This is a genomic window from Exobacillus caeni, assembly GCF_005747095.1.
GTDB classification, from domain to species: Bacteria; Bacillota; Bacilli; order Bacillales; family Guptibacillaceae; genus Exobacillus; species Exobacillus caeni.
In genome coordinates this window covers 17,304-38,256 of record NZ_SWLG01000024.1, presented here as the reverse complement: position 1 = coordinate 38,256, position 20,953 = coordinate 17,304, and the positions used below count along the sequence as shown (strand labels likewise).

Here is a 20,953-nt window from a genome sequence, read left to right as displayed (position 1 = left end):
TCGGCTCTAGATATGCCATATGATACCAACTTCCATCTAATGTTCTTGAATCTAAACTCGTTTATAAGCAGCTTAATATCTTCCAATCTACCTTCATGTAATAGCAAATCAAGATGAACGGACATATTTACTTCTAGCATCAGAATTTTTACGATGTTCCACTTTTCAGCCTTGAATAAGACAGCAAATACAAAAAAAGGCCCTCCACCAGTTTAGTAAACTGATGAAAGACCTTCTCGAATTTTGATATTATTGTTTAAGTTTCAACCTTATTGTTCATCTTGACGGTCAGCCACTTTTACAAGGAGCTTTCCGGTATTGTTGCCTTTAAAGAGATCAAGGAATGCATTCGGGATATTTTCAAAACCTTCACGAATGGTTTCCTGATATTTGAGCTTATCTTCCTGCAGCCATTTCCCAAGCTGCATTGAACCTTCCTGGAAACGATCTGAATAATTACCTACCGTAAACCCTTGCATGAGCGCACTTTTCTTAATCAACGTTGTTTGTACACGAGGCCCGACATCCACACTTTCCAGATTATAAGCAGAAATCGCTCCACAAACAGGTACGCGCGCAAATCGGTTCAGATTCGCTAGAACTGCATCCGACACCTCTCCACCAACGTTGTCAAAGTAAACATCCACTCCGTTTGGACAGGCCTGGCCAATTTCTTTCTTCAAGTTCGTAGCTGTTTTGTAATTAACCGCTTCATCAAAGCCCAATTCATCCTTCAAGAATGAGATCTTGTCCTCCGATCCCGCAATTCCAACTACTCTGGCGCCTTTTATTTTGGCAATTTGCCCGACAACAGAGCCGACAGCTCCTGCAGCTCCAGAGACAACCACAGTTTCTCCTTCTTTTGGCTTCCCAATATCCAATAAACCAAAATAAGCAGTTAGCCCAGTCATTCCTAAAATACCTAAATGCGTCGTAATCGGTGCTAACGAAGGATCGATTTTTCTGACTTCCTTCTCTTTAGCGACATAAGACGTTTGCCAGCCAAACATCCCGATAACGATATCACCCTGTTGAAGGTTTTCCGACTTGGATTCCACAACTTCTCCGATGGAACCGCCCTCAATCACTTTATCCAGTTGAAAAGGTTCAATATACGACTCAGCATCTTGCATTCGGCCCCTCATATATGGATCAACAGAAACATAAAGCGTACGAAGTAAAACTTCCCCTTCCTTAAGCTCTCTAATGTCCTGTTCTTTAAATCTAAATGTCTCCTCATCAGGCATACCTTTAGGTCTTTTCTCTAATACGATTTGGCGGTTTGTTTTATTCATTGCAAAGCTCCTTTCTTTTTTAAATAGATCATGTTTAACTAAACCATTATTTTTTTCGTCATGAAAGTATCATCAATCTCTTTTTATTGTGATGGATTCTATATTCTTTATCAAACAATTGGATTTCAAATGAAAGGAAAACAAGATTTTATGCAAAAGAATTTCTTTTCCATGTTAAGGGGGATATTCATAAAGCGAAATTATACAAAATAAGAAAAAGAGGATTTCCAAAAGTTCACTGAACTAATGGAAATCCTCTTCTATTTATCCTATTCATAACGAAATGGAGAGCGGTTTTACATCATGCCGCCTATTCTCTCGGCTATTGCTAACGTCTGGGGCTTTATCCTTTATTAGCTATTTCCCCACTTTCTCATTCATCCGTTCAACCCATTGATGGAGAAGGTTATTATACTTAGTCAAATTTTTGTGGATTTTAATGGCCACTTCTTCATTATAGGTATGGACGGTCAAATTACGATCATTTACCATCTCCAAAGCTAGAACGGCCTCTTCATCCTCTAACAAGTGGACCTCCCTGCAACTGCGAATGACGCTCTTCGGAGAGCCGGCATCCACCCCTTCTATGTCATATAAATATTGTTTAGCCGCTTTCCAACTAGCCTCGAAAGAGAATTCAAATCGTTGAATCGCTGCATCTCTTTCCACATCGTTAGGGTTTTTAAGATTAGTCAGCTTTTCAAAGGCAGCCAACGCTTTTTCTGCTGCTTCTAATCGTTGGCGTAATCTTTCCATAAAATTCCCTCCTCTTTCACTTGTTGGACTAGAGAGTCTTTAGCATCATGTAAATCCACTACATCTACCTTGTAAGGAATGGTAGACTCTTCGATTTTCTCGATCAATTTATTCCATCTAAAAGGAGAGATCGGGGAGTGGGATTCGATAGCGATGTCGATATCCGAACTATGTTTTTCTTCCTGTCGGGCCCAGGAACCAAATAAGTAAACGCGCGCTTTTTCCTTGCCGAGTTGTTCATTCAAAATCGATTTTAGTTGTTCTAAAATTCGCTCCCGTAAATCTGCAGGACATCCCATAATATCCCTTCCTCTTTTTTGTCCCATTATAGCATATGTATATCATCTCTTTGTTGGATTTTCCTTCTCTACTTCCCCAATCAGAAATTAGATCGCTATCAGGTCCATTAATAACTACACCAGAACCTAAATGTGGTTTGCGTTATATTAAAGATAAGCCCCCAATTGTTGAACAAGTGTTATTCTTCTTCAATATCATCTCTCTTAATCAATGTATCATTTAATTGGGTAATTACAGTGCCTTTTGGTAAGTTGGAAATTAAATTATCTAGATTTGAATATTTCTCTTCATTTGAAAACAAGTGAAATCCAGCTCCATCGTGAAGAATTGTAATAAAAGTAGTTCCTTCATCTATATTAAAAATAGGTATTGACCGTTCTCTTTTCTTTTCCATTCTGTAACCGTATTTAATTTAAACGTTAAATTGTCAGAAATAGAAATAGAATAAAACTCATTTTGAGCTGGCAGCCAAAATGTTTCATCTATTACAAGAGCTAATGAATGTGCATCTGTAATGCTTACAGTGAAGCAAGGTGGATTATATTGATGTTTTCTAAAAAAAGTAAAATATGTTCTTTTTTCCTCAAGTTGGGTTAACGTAAAAGCAATTTTATTCTCATTAAAAAAATTTATATATTCGTCTGTTTGATCATCATAAACAATAAAAGTGATAAAAAAAGGATACTTATTTTGTGACAAAAAATTCCTTTTAAAAATTTTTATTTTGTTCTACGTAATCTTCACCGTCGGCACTAATAGTATAGATCGAGCCAAGGAAAAAATGGCATAATTAAACTAAATATAAATCCAAATAAATCGATATTTTTAAAGTTGAGCTCCGTGGGACACGGTCAGGTTCCTTCTTCAAGTGATCAAGTCGCCTAGACATTTTCACCTGATAAGCGTCACCTTTATATTTCCATGTTTCCGCAACAAAATAAAGTTCAACGTTATCATTGACCCATAATTCAGGTGGTTCTTGAATGTGTGCTACTTTAAAAATATCTTCCTGTTGTTGATACTTTATTATCTTATTTAACCATTTCATATATCTTTTCTCCTCATATAAAGCTAATTGTTACTTTTATTTTAAAAGAATATATGATAATCAACCACTAGAAGTATTTACATAAATGAACTTGTAGAACCACTTTTGGAGTTTTATTACACTAATTATATTTGTCTAAGAGAGAATGATTTTGTTTTTTCCTTTTATGAGAAATTAAAGAACATTTTATTAATCCTGGTGCCCGGTTCATATTTAAGAATAAATGAAAAGCCTCTCAAAAGTTTATAAACTCTTGAGAGGCTTGTAAATTTTAGTTGAGAATTTAAAAAACAGTCAAAATCCAGTTAAATTGTTCTCAAACCCTATGTTGAAAGGGTTTTGGGCGTTATTACATCATGCCGCCCACAATATGATAAGTTGTAATATCTTTCATGTTGGGTCCCAACAGTGCGGTAAATCAATGTTTTCAGATTTTCTAACTGTAACATCTTTAACGAGATGTTACAGTTTTTACTTAATTGCGTTAGCAAATGTTAGCATAAAATTTTTATATTTTTTCACATAACAATTGGTAATTGAGTTTACCTATTTTATTTTAAATAAGTTTTTATTAGTGACCAATCAAGACATACTTCTTTCAATTTAGTAGAAGTACTCTAACAATAAATTGTTACATATACTTTCGAAATTCAATTGCTCAGTATTAAAGTATAGATATTAATCTAGGGATGAATAATTTCACTAATTTATTTACTTTAAATAATAAAACCCTAATATTCCGGAGAGGGTCTTCTTTTAGTACTATAAAGCAACCTATATTATTCTTCTCTTTTTGGATAAATCAGGTTTACTGCTATTTTAAAGCCAGAACCTGAGGTCAATCCTGCAAATTGTCCCCCATTTTTCCAATCCTCTGCCCTTACTACGCTGGAACTTAGAATGGAAACAAAATCGTTCAGAACTTCACTTATTACCCTATCCCTAGCTGCAGTATTATTCATAGTAATCCTACTACCATCTTTTTCTTTATCTTTTAAGATCATCATAATAATACGCATTATAGCATTTGCCCCTGTTGTTTTTTGTAAATAAAATCCATCAGAATATCTATATCCATATTTATCAAGTTGAGAGGAATCTTTAAAACATAATCCCCACTTTTTCTCAACTTCTTCCCAAACCTTATCTATTAATTGTGCTAATTCAAAAGAAAACTCATTTAGCCGATCTATATTAATTTTTTCGTCTGTTTGTGCCATTTCTTTGATATATTCTTTTAGCTCGCTTCTATTATAAAAGAATCTTAAAATTGGAGAGATCGCTTTTTTAAAAGCAGATACTCCAATTATTCCTTCCGTTGCTTCTACACTTCCCACTAACTGAATTGCATTTCTCCAAACTCCATTTTTAAAAAATTCATCTTCATTTAGTAGATTCGCCACGTTCATCCCTATATAGTTTACAACTCCACTATCTTTTATCGGTATGGGAGTTTCTCCTAATAAAATATATTTTGCTCTCACTAACTCAATTAAATCTGTTTTAAGTTTCTTTTGAGTAGAATTAATATCATTGAATATATTAACCTCAATACTCCTTTGTTGATTTGGAATCACTAGAATAACTACATTTAGCTTGAAATTTATAAAAGAAGGATTATTCGTTTCATCATACGCTGCCCGTAAGCCAGCTAACCTATGTTGACCATCTACTATCCTAAACAATTCATTCCCCAAATTAGATTCCTCTAAGTCCAAGTTAATGAAATTACAATCTAAATCCACAAAGGGTTTTTCAATTTTGCATACATCTTTTTCATCTATACTAAGGATAATCGAAGTAGGCAACAATGTATTATCATTGTTAATTATATTCCTTTTTATTTTTTCTATATGTTTTTCATCCAATTCTCTTTGATAACCATATTGATCCTTACCATATATAAGAACTTTAGAATTTTCATGTATTGTTTTAACAGACATTACTGTACTTAAGAACCTCAGATTATGCTGAAAATATTCTATAGCAACTATATTCAAAGATTTCACCTCTTTATTAGGCTTATACAAACTTCCTGAACATCATTTAATAATGGATGTTGAGACTTATCAAAAGAAGCTATCAGAGTTTTGAACAATTCTTCTAATTTTGTTCTTATAATCGGATAATCAATATTTTCTATGCTTATCTGATATTTATGACCTAGTTGATAAGTATCATACTTCTTATATAATTTTTTTAATGCAAATACAAGGTTAATTGCTAACAGCCCTTCATGTAGATTTGGTTCCGAATTATCATCGAAATCTTCTTCATTTTCTATTTCATCCCCATCTTCATCTTTACTTTGATCTTCGGAAGTCTGTTCTAATAGTTCCCCAAAACTTTTTTCCCATTCATCATGAACTTGTCTAAAAAATGAGCTTATTTCGTAATATTTCGAAATACTTAAATATACATCTGACACGTTAATCTCTTTGAATAACATATACCAAAAGCACTTAAAATTATCTGCTAATGCCTCTAATTTAAAAGTACGAATCAATCCATCAAGAAAATGCTCATTAAACTGGGATATATAATCATCATATGAAAACTCCCCACAAAATTTATTTTTTGATTTATACCAGAGCAAAGAAATTGCTTCTAATATTTGGATTTGGAAATCAGTATCTCTTAGCGCAATATAATGAGAATGTTCCCCGCCTTCAATTGCAGGGGGAGTATATAAGAAACCTGATTTTATTATCTTTCTAATAGCTTCTTCATCAGGCTCAATTATATCATTTAGCATATATAGAGCACCGGAAACATTGGTTAGCATTGGCTCAGCGCTAATTGTTAAACTATTTTGAATGAATTCACTATAAATATCACCCAACGTTGCTGTAAAATCCAATCTTTCTTGAATCTCACTATATTCTTTCTCTGAATTTCTAATTTTAATTAATAACTCTTCAGTTTGGTAAATCAATTTTCCCACTTCATTCATAATAGGTTGACTAGTATTTCTTATAGGATTAAAAATAAAGTTTTTATAGTATTGTTGGTGCTCCATATCAGCCCATGCAGACATTAATTGACTTTTAATCTGAAGTTCAAAATTATAAACGGTAAATGGAGATATTTTCTTTGTGTATTGACAATCTATCCTGTAAATATCCAACCCATTTTCCATGGGTTGCGGTTGCTGACTTATTTCCTTAAATATGATTTTACTATATCTATCTTCAAAAAAAGCGGAGTTTTCTTCTATTAATTTGAAGATGTTTACTTCATCAAAGTGCAAATCTCCTAAGATCTTAATTCCTATTAAATCTGTGTATCTGCCTTTCAAAAATTCTGATATCTTTTCTACTAGTATTTCTCCGTTACATTCACTCTTGATTTTAAGTAAATCACTCTTCCTAACTAGTTTTTCACCTAGACTTTTGGATTCTTTTATCCTAGAACTAATACTATAATATTTACCTTCCTTTAAACCGACATTATGTAACAAATTATATTTCTCATTTTCTGATTGTAGAATGCTATAAAAAACGTCATCTAAGAGTGCAATAATTTCTTTTGCGATGGACTCTAAATCAGTGGTCATTTTGCTATATATAGCTTCAATCTCTTCTCTAAACTTTTTATTCGTTAGGTTCTTTTCAGTCATAATCAAAACACCTACCTTTACTTAAAACCTTTTTCATACATCTTTTTAGCTTTATTATTAATATAAATTAGGTAATTTCTTAAACTAACTTTTCAATCTCCAATCATCACTTAAACTAATCCTCGCTTCCGATAAGTTTAAAAGTCGTGGGATGGAGCCACCCTTTACATAAAATTTCGACAAAATTCATTTATATTCCTTCCTTATTTTGCAGATAATGGAATTTTAGGAACCAACATCAAGAATCGTGAGAGTTTGACGGTGGACGTTAAAGATAGTAAAAATAAGAAAGACACTCTACGAAACTTAACGTAGGGTGTCTTGTTATCAAGATAATATATGCTGTTAAATCTAATGTCTTGATAGAATCAACTTTTTCCTTTACCGCCTAATAAAACCTTAACAGCTATGCCTCCTACAACTGCAACAACAGTTAAAGCACCAGCTCCAATATTCTTAAACCCTCGTCCAACACATTTTGAGCAATATGATCCAAAAGAAACCATATTAATACAGCTATCATTATGACATTTATGCGAAATCGTTTTACATTTTTGGCACTTATATTTCTTATTATCAATTGATTCAAAAATGGTTTGTTGTTGGCATTTAGGACAATTAGCATTCATTAGCTTCATCTCCATCATGTTGTAATAGTAAAATCTCACGAGGCAACTCAAAAGTTATCAATGGACCATCAAGTAATTGTTGTTTTATTTGAAGGGTTTTGTTTATACCATTTATTTCATTGTCATTTGCGGTCTTTATTGCTGCTTTTATCGGAATTTGCCTTTTATCAATTAACGGCAATATGTCTATTACTTTTCTCTGAAAATCTACGCTTTCATCATTAATATCCAACAGAAAAATAAGTTTTTTGTATAACTCTTGTGATGAATAATTTATGAGATCTTCAATCCTATCATAATACTTTTTTGCTTTTTTGTATCCTTCTATTACCTGATAGCAACTCCCTAATAATGTTTCAGCCTGAATATAACAATCTATAAGAAAACTGTATTCTTCAAGTAACTCTCTTATTTCATTAACGAACTCCTCATTATATTCATCTTTATTTTTACCAAACCATGTAAACATGCTCTCCTTAAAGGAGGCCCAGACGCTTATTGTTATTCTTTTAGAGATGATATTTTCAATAGATAATCTGAAATAGTTCGATAGATTGCCAACTTCTAGTATAGCCAGATTTATCCTCGTTAATGCGTTGCTATCTGGCAATTCTAACAATCCATCATTAATCATTTCAGTTGCCGATTGTAAAGCTGCAATCTTTTCACGCCAACTATTCTCAATAATAGAATTTATCTTTTCATCAAGTACACCTATTTTTTGGCTAATTTCAGCTAACTGTACTTGACCAGATATTGAGCATATCGCTTTGGTAACATTTGAAAGACTCGTGACCGCTTTTGAAGAATCAGTTTTATTAACCTCTGTGGGTAGTTCTGATTTCTGTAGTGTTATTTTCCCTGCGTACCGGTTAGTGTTTGCATTCCGTAAATCAACCGAACAACCATCCCAAATCAATTTTCCTGAATCAATGCCTTCTTGCAGATCAGGTCGTAAAATAACCTTAAAAAGTTCACTGGGATCTTCACTTACCTTAATTAATTTTTGTGATGCAGGATTATTTTGTAATCCTTTTACGACAGCATCCAATAAAGAATTAGGTATTTTAATTGGTTCAGAATGCTCATCTGCACCTTCTGCAAAGGGAATTACAAGATCCCCTTTAACTTCAATTAACTCATTGTTCTCCATTTTGTCTTTCCCCCTCTTCCATTCTAAAGACTGGGGTATTTGAATCAGGTTCAACGCTAGGTTTCTTAACTTTTAGAATTAGAGGTACTTTAATTTCTGAACTTGAAACAATTAGTTCTCCTTGACCTAGTTCTGGTAAATAACTAATTATATCACTGTTAGCTGATGGCATTGCATTAATCACAATTTCTTTATCCCTTTGATTTATAAGACGATGTACCAAGAAAGTACCAATTTGACTTAATGTACCTATTGGAATATCTCGAGGGAGTTGAGTACATATACATAAAAATAACCCATACTTTCTTCCTTCTTTTGAAATATTATCAAAGGCTTCCATTTTAAATGATTCATAATCATTGTTTACAGTTTTATTTAAAAACTGATGAGCTTCATCAACAATTAAGACTGTTGGTTTAGAGGTGAATTTATCTTCTCTTGCATAAGAAAGTAACATCCTTCCAATTGAATTCGCGACTACCTCCCTTATATTAAAAGCGAAAGGTAAGTCACTTAAGTCAATATAAAATAAACATTTAGTATTTTCATTAACAAATTGCTCCAATAAATCACTCGCATCATCTGTTTCATTTTCACTTGTAAAATTAAAAACCCTGTTAAACTGCCTTTCATTAATTAGATTATTAATCCTTGTAATTAAAGTTGCACAGAAACCTAAACTGCTATTTTCAGTATCACCAAATGTATTTGAACCATTTCTAGCATTTTCCCAAAAACACTCATTTTCAATCTGTGTTGCTAAACTTCTAATATCAAAATTTAAATTATCTTGAGATACCTCATTAATATAATTGTTTAATACTTGTGTAAATGGTTGTTTAGGTTGATTCTTCTTTATAACAGTTCTATTCCCCTGTTGAAATGTATGAACATAAGATTGTATTTCTTCAGAGGCTATTTCAATTAATTTTAACGATTTAATCGCTTCCTTTAGTTTAGGTAATTGGGAATTGGCTGAGGGTTTAACAAGAAAAAGCAGATCCTCTAATGTCAATTTTTTATATGAAAAATGATGGTTTTGTCCCAAGATAATTTCTTGGGTTTTGTCATTATAAGTCTCTGCAATACTTTTATATTCACCTGTAGCATCAATTAATATTGCTTTTTGATTCTTCTCTATTATATTTATAATTAAGTTAGATGTTGTCCAACTTTTTCCACTACCGGTTGTTCCAACAACTGCTGTATGCCTACTAAAAATACTTTGTAAAGAAAGATCAACTTCAGCTTCATAGCTATTAATAAGCGAGGCAAATTTGTTTGTTTTTAACTGATGTTTAACGAATTCGATTTGTTCAATATATCTATTTACTATTTGTTTTCGAGCAATATAAATTTTTGCTCCGACATTCGGGAACTCTGAGATTGATTTTTTGAAATCCATATTAAAGTAATCAAAGCACGATAATATTTCTATTTTTACTAGAGGATGAAAATCCTTCTCTTTTAATGCTTCAGTAGATATTTCAATTCGTTCCTTTTCCGGTAATTCTGTTGAAATAATTCTTCCTAAAAAGCCTAAGTTTTCTCCTTCTATAATTACAAAACTATTGATTTGACCACCATGAAATTCTTCACCATTAAAATAAAATTTGCTTATATATCTTGAAGACGGTATGTGTGCGGATACAAAGTTTGTTGTAACTTTGTTTATAAAGCCCAAGAATAACTTTTGTTGGAATATTGAATTATTAGTCATGTGCATCACCATTATTTAAAAATAGTTCATCACTATAAGCATTTTGTTTGCGAAATTTGCTTACGAATTTATTGAAGGTTTCCCCATATAACATAATATTTGTGTACTTTTTTGCTCTATCAATAAAATCCCCATACTCCTCTTTTTCTAAATCAGGTGACACTATTAAAATATTTAACCCTAAATTATTTAATAATGCATTTTTTACAATTGACTTAATATGTTTATCAGCAAAACTAAAACCTATAACAATCAGAAGGGTATTATTTTTTCTTAATTCCAACTGAAATCTTGAAAACAAATCAAAATAAGGGTTTTCATAAGACTGTTCGAACTTTGCTCTTCTTGGATAAATCATTAACGGTAGATTTTGTTCATTTGCTCCTTGGCTTTTTATAACATCTCCATAGTCATTTTTCTGCCAATCAATCGACCCATGTATTTTAAATAAATGGACTACTTTATCAACGAATTCAGGTTCATCTATAATTTTATTCTCACCTCTAACAATAAAATCATAATCAAAATACCTAGAGTTAAATTTCCTTGGTGTCTCGTATGAAAAGCCATCCACTAGAATATACTCTTCCTGTTGTAATGCTTGTTCAAATAAAGTGTCATAGTTTGTAGTAAATATTTTCACTCTACTATGTGACTTTCTTTTGGTAACTAATTTATTTATAAATTCACCATGCTTGTGAAAGGTGCACAACTTAATATCACACAAATTCCTTATTACTTTCTCAATTTCTTCTATAGTATCATCAAATTTCTCTTTTTCTTCTCCTGGGATATAATCTCTTGCGGTTTCTACTTTTGATAACAAATCTTCAATATTAAAATATTCTTCTCCAGCGTAATATTTAACTCTATCCGCCAACTCCTCTAAGTTGAACCATGATGATAGTTGGTTTAAGCGATCCGCTATTTCATTCTTTAGCTCAACAACTGTTTTACCAGAATGGGAAGATATATCTATACCTTCGGTGATTTCTTCTTCGATATCATTATCTCGCAATATAGAACTCCCTGCTCCAGTTAAGATAATTGTATTTTCATATTGCCTATTCATAAAAGCATTTAATATTTCACTTATCTTTTCTTCAGCCTTTTCTTTAATAGATTTTCCTTCTGGTGCATGTTCCTCTTCTAATTTTTTATTATTAAAAATATATGAGCCTTCATGCTCTATTTCCTGTTCTACAGTATCAGAATTTGAAATAATTAATTTCTTTTTTGGAGCCATTTAATTAATCACCCTTCTTCTAACTTTGTTAGTTTGAAAATTACTATTAGAATATTATATAGGCATATTGCTTAGAAAATATCTTTAATAAAATAAAATGCCAGCCAATACATAAAAGTTCCATTTAACAAACTTTTATAGAAATGACTGACATTGAAGGTTATTATATGTTGTATTCGCCTTTTCCTTCAGCTGCCTGCACAGCTTCCCAGTTATCTACGTCTGTATGCTCTGCCATTAGCTCTGCTTGATGCATTACTATATCTAAAGCCTTTTTAGCCTGGTCTGGTGGATAATCATACTTCCTTAATAATCGCTTAACAATACGTCTCATCCCGGCCCGTGCGCTTTTTCGAACATGCCAATCAATGGTCATGTTATGCCTAATTGCTTGAGTTAACTCATTGGCAATTTTTCGTAATACTTCATCTTCCATTAGTTCTTTGACGATAGATTCAGAGGTTAAGGCATCATAGAATGCAATTTCATCATCATTTAATCCCAGATCTTCTTCCTCTTTATGAGCTTCTCTCATATCCTTAGCCATTTGAATTAATTCTTCCATTACTTCTGCGTTTGTAATAGCTTGATTCTTATATTTATTAAGGGATTTTTTTAGTTTTTCCGAGTATTTCTGTGATTTGACTAGATTACGTTTTTCCATTGTTTTGATGTTGCCTTCTAATAATTTTTTAAGCATTTCAACAGCTAAGTTTTTATGTTCATACTGACGTACTTCTTCTAAAAACTCTTCAGATAATATAGAAACATCAGGGTGTTCTAAGCCCATTACATCAAAAACATCAACTGCCTCTTCAGAAATAATAGAGCGTTCTAGTAATTGACTTACGCGAGATTCAACTTCTTTTTTGGACTTACGCTTTGGCTGTTTTTGTTGAAGCTTGTTTAAGCTTGCTTTAACAGCCTTGAAATAACTTACTTCCAATGCTACTTGTTTGCCTTCGTCCGATGCCGCGCATAGTGAATGTGCTTTTGCTAATTCTGTTGCAGTCTGCCTAAACTCTTTTTGTTCCTTTTCACTCTTACCAAAGATTACGTTCATACCGCCAGTAATTGCCCGAATACGTCCAGCTTGTGAAGAACCCATGTATGGGGAGTAATCAAATTCGTACATCATATCTTGTAAAACTTCAAGTTTTTCCTTCATTAATGCAATTGCTGCTGATGTATCGACACCTGTTGTTTTCTTATCGCTATCGGTATATTGATTTAAAGCCTTCTTTAAGCTTTCCAATATTCCGATATAATCAACTACGACTCCACCCGATTTATCTTTGAATACTCGATTAACTCGGGCAATGGCCTGCATTAAGTTATGGCCATGCATTGGCTTATCAATATACATCGTATGCATGGAAGGTACGTCAAATCCTGTTAGCCACATATCGCGTACAATAACGATTTTTAATTCATCACTATTGTCTTTCATTCGTTTAGCCAGTAAATCGCGACGTTTTTTACCACCAATATGTGGTTGTAGTGCATCTTCATCTCCAGCACTTCCTGTCATAACCACTTTAATTTTACCTTTATCATCATCATCAGAATGCCAATCTGGACGAAGATTGATTATTTCATCATATAGTGCCACACAGATTCGGCGACTCATACTAACAACCATTGCTTTTCCATCAATCGTTTTAGACTTTTCTTCATAATGATGGACGATATCTTTAGCTAATTGTTTAATCCGATTTGGTGATCCTACAATTGCTTCAAGTCGCGACCACTTAGACTTATATTTTTCTCGTGAGGATTCTTCCTGGTCCTCTGTAATTTCTTCAAATTCTTCATCAATCTTAGCTAGTTCTTCTTCATTGGCTTCTAAGCGGATAATGCGGTTCTCATAATAAATTTTAACCGTTGCTTCATCTTCCACTGCTCGAGTCATATCATAAATATCAATGTAATTACCGAAAACAGCTGGTGTCGATTTATCTTCTAACTCTATCGGTGTTCCGGTGAAACCGATGAATGAAGCATTTGGAAGTGCATCCCGCAAATGTTTAGCATATCCATATTTCACTTCACCAGTTTTAGTATTCGTTTTTGCTGAAAGACCATATTGACTACGGTGTGCCTCATCAGCAATTATAATAACATTTTTCCGATCAGTTAAAACCGTCATTTCATCTTCTTCTGGCTTAAATTTTTGTATAGTTGTAAAAATAATACCACCAGATTGACGGTCATTTAGTAAATCATACAACCCATTAACTTCTTTTGAGTTTTCACTAGCCTGTTGTTTTTTCTGTTGTTCGCTAAGCTTACGAACATCCGCTTGTTTAGGTATTTGCCTTAATATACCTTGTGACTTTGAAAACGTTGTATATAATTGATCATCTAAATCATTGCGATCCGTTATTACCAAAATCGTTGGATTGTTAAGGTTATTAACAAGCTGAGCTGTGTAAAACACCATTGAAAAACTCTTACCAGACCCTTGTGTATGCCAAATCACACCGATTTTACGGTCTCCATTTTCACTTGTAGCTGTTTTGGTATGAACTACTGCTTTTTTCACAGCAAAATATTGATGATAAGCAGCTAAAATTTTTGCAATGGTTTTCTTATCGCCAATTTTATTGCCCTCTTCATCATTTTCTTCTTCTTTCGATTCTTGAAAAAGAATAAAGTTTTGAATAATATCAATTAACCGGTCTTTTGACAACATACCTCTCAACAACACTTCATATTGCGGAACTTCAAGGGGCTCAATATTTTCACCATTAACAGTACGCCAATTCATAAACCGTTCTTGATTAGCAGTAATTGTGCCCGCTTTCGCATTAATCCCATCTGATAGAATGCAAAACGCATTGTAATAGAATAATGAAGGGATGTCTCGTTTATAAGTTTGAATCTGAGAAAAAGCATTATCAATACTGACGTTTTCATCAGATGCAGACTTCAGTTCGATGACAACAAAAGGAATACCGTTAATGAAAATAACTAGGTCAGGACGGCGTTCTTCTCTTTCAACAACTGTGAATTGATTAACGACAAGAAACTCATTTTTAGCCGGCTCTTCAAAATCAATTATAAGAGCCTTTTTTGTTTGATTATTTCCATCTCGGTGAAAAGAAACATCAATACCTTCCGTAATTAACCTGTGAAAGTGACGATTATTTTCCTCTAAACTTGGACTGTTTAAGGCAATGATTTGGCGAAACGCTTCGTCTAATGCTTCTTGTGGCAAATGACGGTTATGCTTAAATAAAGCATCTTTAATACGATCTTCTAAAATAACTGTACGATAGTCTTTACGTTCAGGATGTTCCCCGTCATAGCTGAGGTTAGGACCAAACAGATATTCATAGCCAAGCTCTTGGAGGATTTCAATTGCTGCTTCTTCCAGCCTATCTTCCGTAAAATTTTCTAGAAAGCTCATTTATCTCTCCCCTTTCTCAACTAGAATTAATGTCTTTACCTTAACTCTTTACTTCCAAAGCCTCATCATCTAGGGGAACACGGATTTCCCCAGACATTAGTTTGGGGAGAAGTCTATCCCTAACCTGTCCAAGCTTATCATTTTCTTTTAAACTTAAGTCAATTTGGGCAAAAAAAGGATTCACAATTCTGTTAAACCTATTAATAACGTTTAAAGGTTGTATTACAATTGGCATTTTATTCAATATAGCTGTTGTCATACTGGGTACTGCTGATCCGATATTCATAGATGCAAGATCTTTTGTTTTGAGAAAACAATAAATATACTTGGCAATATCTTGTTCCTTCATTTCTGTGTAAAACATAGTATCAACAGACCAAAAAGGATGGCTTGTGTACATAACATTATTTAATGTTCCCTTTCTAGGCACTAACACTGATTCGGATGTATATAAAGCAGTATCTACAAAACGCATCACACCACCTGACCCATAAACAGGTATATCGCCATCCCTTAACTTCTTATGGTCCTTTCCATATCGAATTTCTATTAAGTCGGATAGATGACCAACTTGCCAACCTTTTGGTATCATCCCCAACTCACTATCAACCATTTCTCCACCACTTGATTTGTATGGTTCCCCATTTTCATTCGGGAACTCAAAATCGATAAACCAATGTTTAAATAATGCCTGTGCCATTTCTTCTAGCTTTTCATTGATTTGATTATTGGTTTCGAGCTTTTCGTTTAGCGTTGAAAGAATGTTCGCTATGGTCTCTTGTTCTTCCAAGTCTGGTAAATCAATCTCCAATTCGCTGATTACACTTGGTTTTATTGATGGATATGCTGAAGTGCTTGACTCCGCAATTGATTGTAAATAGTTTATAATTGAATCTTGTGTTAAATACCAATATAAGTAATCTTGATTAACCTTATCTACTTTAGGGGATAACACTGTATATCCTGTAGAAACAATTAGGTTTTCCTGACCTTTTCTAATAATCCCATAATGTCTTTGGTTAGGTCGAACTGTTGAGATTAATATATCATTAATTTTCACTTTTCTTTTAGCTCGACTAGGAATCTTGTCTTTTCCAACAATATATTTTTGAATTTCGTTTATTGATCCTCTTGTTAAATTAGATGTATCAAGATAATGAATATATTTCAAATAATCATTTTTTGAAATATTTTCTGAATTTATCTCACACAAATCTTTAATCCTATATTTCAAACCCAATCCCCCCTAAATTCTCCTTGATCTTTACTTCTAGTCGGTGGGATTTTGCAAACAAATCTCTTAATTCACTAGTGATATTTTCCATATTTTCTTCAAATGGTATGCCGTCATCCTCTATCTCACTTAAACCTACATAACGCCCTGGAGTTAATACGTATTCATTTTGACGGACATCTTTCAGTGTGGCTGATTTACAGAACCCTTTGACATCCTCATATTCACCTTCTGATTTACGCCAGTTTCGGTATGTTTCTGCAATTTTTTGTATATCTTCTTCCGTTAATTCACGCAAACGTCGATCTACCATTTGACCTAAGTTCCGAGCATCAATAAATAATATTTCATTTTCACGGCTCTGATATCCTTGACCGCCTATCTTATTCCTATTTAAAATCCATAAACTAACTGGTATGCCTGTTGAATAGAATAGTTTTTCAGGCAAAGTAACAATTGCGTCTACTAAATCTGATTCTAGTAAGTTTTTACGAATTTCTCCTTCATTTGAAGTATTAGAGCTTAAAGAACCGTTTGCTAATACAATGCCAGCTGTTCCATTTGGTGCTAAGTGATAAATCATATGCTGTAACCATGCATAGTTCGCATTACTAGCAGGAGGTGCTCCGAATTTCCACCTTACATCATCTATTAATTCACTACCTCCCCAGTCGCTGATATTAAAGGGAGGGTTAGCCAAGATATAATCTGCCTTTAAGGTTTTGTGCAAGTCATTATGAAACGTATCGGCATGGTGTTCGCCAATATTTCCTTCCAACCCACGAATAGCAAGGTTCATTTTGCAAAGTTTCCAAGTCGTTGAATTTAACTCCTGACCATAAATGGATAAGTTTTCGATTTTTCCTTGACGACGTTCTACGAATTTTTCACTCTGTACAAACATTCCACCACTACCACAGCATGGGTCATAGATTCTGCCTTCATATGGTTCAATCATCTCAACTAATGTTTTTACTACACTTTGTGGTGTATAGAACTCACCGCCGCCTTTACCTTCTGCACTTGCAAATTTACCTAAGAAGTACTCATAAACACGTCCAAGAAGATCTTTTTCTTCTTTACTGTGTAGTTTAATCGTTGAGATCAAGTCAATTAGTTCACCTAAACGACGTTTATCAAGCTCTGGACGTGCATAGCGCTTATCTAATACACCTCTTAAAGATGGATTTTCTTTTTCAATTTCAATCATCGCTTCATCTATATATTGACCAATTTTCGGATCTTTTGCATGGTCTTTTATGAAACCCCAACGAGATTGTTTTGGTACCCAGAAGATGTTTTCATATGTATATTCATCCCGATCTTCTTCAAAGCCATCGCCTTCTTCAACTAACTCATTGTATTTCGTTTCAAATTTATCTGAGATATATTTTAAGAAAATTAAGCCTAAAGTTACGTGTTTATACTCCGAAGCATCCATACTTCCACGTAATTTATCCGCTGATTTCCAAAGAGTTTCCTCAAAACCTATCTTTGCTGTTTCCATTTTTAAAACCCCTTTAATAGTTATTGTCATCTAATATTTCAAATAACTCATTTTCAAATTCATCCTGTTCATGTCCTGTTGAAACCCAATCTGGTAAAACCTCTAAATAATGTGCTAATCCTTCAATCGTCTTATGAAAAATCGATTCATGCTGTGCTTTATCTAGAAGTTCAAGTATTAATTTAAAAGTATCTAAATACGGCTGTTGTTCTACACGAGTGAGCGTTTTCTGAAATTTTTCTATAAGCTTTGCCTTTTCAATACTATGTTCAATTTGATTCAGCTCTTCTTTATCATAGACAGGAACTTCCACAAGATCATTCTCTTCACCAATTAAGAATTGTCCTTCATGCTTAGTAATGACCGGTTGCAGATCACGCTTAAGTTTTTCTTTTTGGATTTCAAGCTTTTCTAACTCCGTTAACACTTTTGAAAAGTATATTGCTTCCACCCCAAAGATCTTCTCTAAGGTAGGTATGTGCTTTTTAGAAATGTTTTGTTTGCCTTTAATCCATAGATTAATATTTTGCTTTTTAATTCCAAGCTTCTCAGCAAGCTCAATCTGCTGCATTCCATATAGTTCAAGAATATATTCTAAACCTTTCAATTGATCACCTGCCAAATTATTGTCTTGGTCAATATTATTTTATTATGTAAATAAGTTCCAGTCAAGGTTTCATTAAAAACTCAACTTATATAAATAATGGAAGTTAATTAATATAGAATAGTAATACGAAAGTCGGTACTATTTAATAAATTAAAAAAGTGAGATAAAGTGTCTTTGTTGTGATGGAGAAGTTTCGTGAAGTGTACTACTGAAATCGAATATGGTCGACTTGATGAAGAAAATGCCCGCTTGGGAGAATGGGTGGATAACATGAAGCTGCAGAATTAAAATGTTATTTAGAATATAGGAACTATAGGGAAATTGAAAACAAGGTCTCAGAACTCACACGAGAAAAAAACAAACAATTGATAACATAATAAATAAAGAAACAGTTAAGCATTCAACGGAGTATTTACCTATGAATGGGGAAGATTGTGCTTTTGTTATGCAACTTTTGGTAGAGAAAAAAGTAGTATCGAAGTTAGAAAGGGAATATCAGAGATTGTTAGGTATATAAAGGGATAAACAAAAAATGCCTTAGATTGAAGTTCCTTCCAAGAGTCATTTATGTTTTTATTCTTAATTTATAAACAATAAATAGTATTCCCGTTAGATGGGAATACCCTCTCATGTCAGATTTCGAATTACTATACATCATTAAAGCATCTTAGTACTAAGCGTATCTATAGTCTCTATAGTTATCATCATATTCCAAGTTCTTATTTATTAATCAATCTTAAGAAATTGAAATTATAGATTTATCATATAAACATCTTAGGAAATCTATGCAAGAATGGGAGCTAAATGCTGATAATCGCTTAATTTAAGGTTAGGAAGATATTAATGTATTATTGTAAAATTATTTTTATAAAACTAGGGAGGCGATTTAATGAGCGTAATTCCTGTATATCGAAAGCCAAAAGCTGAATATACGGTGGTATCGAATCAAAGCAGAACGAGGCATTACAGGGTTTGTTTTGGAGAAGTAGATTGGGGAAGGAATGGAGAAACTGAATTTGCAGTATATACTCGTATAGTTCTTATTAAAAATGGTGAAGCAGAGTATCAAAATTATGCAGCACATATCTTAGTTACTCCTGGAGAAGATGGTAGAAGCGATCTAGACAATGTTATGGAAAAGTTAGAGCTTTTAAAAAATGAGCATCTAAGGTAGTTTAAAACATGAAAAAGATAAAGGCTGAAGTGGTTCTCACAATTCTCTAGAAGATGTTGTTCTTATATCAAAAGCAAAGTATGAAAAACGAAAGTGTAATTGATATAAAAAATAGTCGATTTGAGAAATATAGATTCTCCCTGTATCAAAATAAGGATAATGGATGTAGAATTTAAAGCAATCTAAATTCCAGGCCTGTCTGAGCTGCAAAACACTGTATAATAAACAATACAAAATAAAAAAGTCTCTTTATATTTTTTAAAATTGATCATAAAGAACATCCCCTCTATGAAACAGGAGTGATAGTATTGTTAAGTCAATGGTTAAATGAATCTAATTATACAGTTATATTTTCTGGTGCAGGAATGTCTACTGAAAGTGGATTACCTGATTTTCGATCTACAAATGGTTTATGGAATAAGAAAGATACAAGCCAAATTGCCAGTGTGGAGTCATTAAATCAAAATGTTGATGAATTTATAGAATTTTATAGAGAAAGGGTATTATATGTCAAGGAGTATAAGCCACATAGAGGTCACGAAATTCTTTCTAAATGGGAAAAGAAAGGGATTATTCAAACAATCATTACACAAAACGTTGATGGTTTTCATCAAGAAGCAGGCTCTCACCAAGTGGCAGAATTACATGGTACAATTCAAAAGTTGCATTGCCAGGACTGCAGAAAAGAATATAGTAGTGAGGAATATGTCAATCAGACTTATTATTGTGAATGCGGTGGTGTATTGCGCCCATCCATTGTATTATTCGGTGAAATGTTGCCAGAAATAGCTTTTCAATTTGCTTTTGAGGAATCTAAGAAAGCAGAACTATTTATTGTTTTGGGGTCTTCTTTAAGTGTGACACCCGCAAATCAATTTCCCTTAATCGCAAAGGATAATGGTGCAAAATTAGTAATTATCAATAAAGAAAAAACAGATTTTGATCGCTTTGCTGATCTTGTCATTAATGACAAAAAGATTGGCGACTTTTTACAAGAACTTGATATAAGGAACTAACATGCTAAACCATTCTTTATAAAGTGTATTTGGCATTTAATTAGGAAATGGCAGTATAATTTTTGCATAACTAAAAGACCAACAATTACAAGGAATGGATAAAACCTTGTATATTGATGGTCTTTTATATTACTTATTCCGTTAAAGCACCCGAATGTGGAATAACTAATTCACTTTTAGAAGAGTTACGCAGTATCGTTGTACTGCGCAATAAATATGTTGCTTTGGTCTTGCTTA

At 33.1% G+C, this 20,953-nt stretch carries 17 protein-coding genes; 2 read left to right on the top strand and 15 right to left on the bottom strand.

Annotated elements, in window-relative coordinates:
* Positions 1-269: 269 nt before the first annotated feature.
* The 15 genes from FCL54_RS21260 to FCL54_RS21190 all read right to left on the bottom strand — a co-directional run bounded on the left by FCL54_RS21260 (position 270) and on the right by FCL54_RS21190 (position 18,526).
* A complete protein-coding gene (locus FCL54_RS21260) occupies positions 270-1,295 on the bottom strand; it encodes an NADP-dependent oxidoreductase (RefSeq protein ID WP_138129196.1) in 1,026 nt (341 codons plus the stop codon).
* A gap of 357 nt (positions 1,296-1,652) precedes the next feature.
* Positions 1,653-2,051, bottom strand: coding sequence for an HI0074 family nucleotidyltransferase substrate-binding subunit (locus FCL54_RS21255; protein ID WP_138129195.1), 399 nt, complete (start codon positions 2,049-2,051; stop codon positions 1,653-1,655).
* Positions 2,027-2,350, bottom strand: a complete 324-nt coding sequence (locus tag FCL54_RS21250; protein WP_171016959.1) for a nucleotidyltransferase family protein — start codon at positions 2,348-2,350, stop codon at positions 2,027-2,029. Before FCL54_RS21250 ends, FCL54_RS21255 begins: the two co-directional genes overlap by 25 nt.
* A gap of 179 nt (positions 2,351-2,529) precedes the next feature.
* The gene (locus FCL54_RS21245) at positions 2,530-2,745 is read right to left on the bottom strand and encodes a hypothetical protein (RefSeq protein WP_138129193.1); all 216 of its coding nucleotides are present in this window, start codon (positions 2,743-2,745) and stop codon (positions 2,530-2,532) included.
* A 396-nt stretch (positions 2,746-3,141) separates the two neighbouring features.
* Positions 3,142-3,399, bottom strand: a complete 258-nt coding sequence (locus tag FCL54_RS21240) for a hypothetical protein (RefSeq protein WP_138129192.1) — start codon at positions 3,397-3,399, stop codon at positions 3,142-3,144.
* Positions 3,400-4,178: 779 nt separating this feature from the next.
* On the bottom strand, positions 4,179-5,399 hold the full coding sequence (locus FCL54_RS21235) for a DGQHR domain-containing protein (RefSeq protein WP_138129191.1): 1,221 nt from the start codon (positions 5,397-5,399) through the stop codon (positions 4,179-4,181).
* 5 nt (positions 5,400-5,404) lie between these two features.
* On the bottom strand, positions 5,405-7,018 hold the full coding sequence (locus tag FCL54_RS21230; protein ID WP_138129190.1) for a hypothetical protein: 1,614 nt from the start codon (positions 7,016-7,018) through the stop codon (positions 5,405-5,407).
* A gap of 368 nt (positions 7,019-7,386) precedes the next feature.
* Positions 7,387-7,647 (bottom strand): hypothetical protein, encoded by a 261-nt coding sequence (locus FCL54_RS21225; protein WP_138129189.1) that lies wholly within the window; start codon positions 7,645-7,647, stop codon positions 7,387-7,389.
* Positions 7,637-8,800 carry a hypothetical protein gene (locus FCL54_RS21220; protein ID WP_138129188.1) on the bottom strand — a complete coding sequence of 388 codons (1,164 nt, stop codon included), beginning with the start codon at positions 8,798-8,800 and terminating at the stop codon, positions 7,637-7,639. The genes FCL54_RS21225 and FCL54_RS21220 overlap by 11 nt, the downstream gene beginning before the upstream one ends.
* Positions 8,787-10,520 (bottom strand): ATP-binding protein, encoded by a 1,734-nt coding sequence (locus FCL54_RS21215; protein ID WP_171016958.1) that lies wholly within the window; start codon positions 10,518-10,520, stop codon positions 8,787-8,789. The genes FCL54_RS21220 and FCL54_RS21215 overlap by 14 nt, the downstream gene beginning before the upstream one ends.
* Positions 10,513-11,766 (bottom strand): SIR2 family protein, encoded by a 1,254-nt coding sequence (locus FCL54_RS21210; RefSeq protein WP_138129186.1) that lies wholly within the window; start codon positions 11,764-11,766, stop codon positions 10,513-10,515. Before FCL54_RS21210 ends, FCL54_RS21215 begins: the two co-directional genes overlap by 8 nt.
* Positions 11,767-11,929: 163 nt before the next feature.
* Positions 11,930-15,178 (bottom strand): type I restriction endonuclease subunit R, encoded by a 3,249-nt coding sequence (locus FCL54_RS21205; RefSeq protein ID WP_138129185.1) that lies wholly within the window; start codon positions 15,176-15,178, stop codon positions 11,930-11,932.
* Positions 15,179-15,218: 40 nt separating this feature from the next.
* Positions 15,219-16,412, bottom strand: a complete 1,194-nt coding sequence (locus tag FCL54_RS21200) for a restriction endonuclease subunit S (protein WP_171016957.1) — start codon at positions 16,410-16,412, stop codon at positions 15,219-15,221.
* Positions 16,402-17,919: a class I SAM-dependent DNA methyltransferase gene (locus FCL54_RS21195; protein ID WP_138129183.1), complete on the bottom strand. Its 1,518-nt coding sequence runs from the start codon at positions 17,917-17,919 to the stop codon at positions 16,402-16,404. Before FCL54_RS21195 ends, FCL54_RS21200 begins: the two co-directional genes overlap by 11 nt.
* Positions 17,920-17,932: 13 nt before the next feature.
* A complete protein-coding gene (locus FCL54_RS21190; RefSeq protein ID WP_138129209.1) occupies positions 17,933-18,526 on the bottom strand; it encodes a helix-turn-helix domain-containing protein in 594 nt (197 codons plus the stop codon).
* Positions 18,527-19,415: 889 nt separating this feature from the next.
* On the opposite strand from FCL54_RS21190, the gene FCL54_RS21185 reads away from it, so the two are divergent.
* Both FCL54_RS21185 and FCL54_RS21180 read left to right on the top strand, forming a co-directional pair.
* Positions 19,416-19,700, top strand: coding sequence for a hypothetical protein (locus FCL54_RS21185; protein ID WP_138129182.1), 285 nt, complete (start codon positions 19,416-19,418; stop codon positions 19,698-19,700).
* Between the two features lie 308 nt (positions 19,701-20,008).
* Positions 20,009-20,716 carry an NAD-dependent protein deacylase gene (locus FCL54_RS21180; RefSeq protein WP_138129181.1) on the top strand — a complete coding sequence of 236 codons (708 nt, stop codon included), beginning with the start codon at positions 20,009-20,011 and terminating at the stop codon, positions 20,714-20,716.
* The last annotated feature ends 237 nt before the right edge of the window (positions 20,717-20,953 follow it).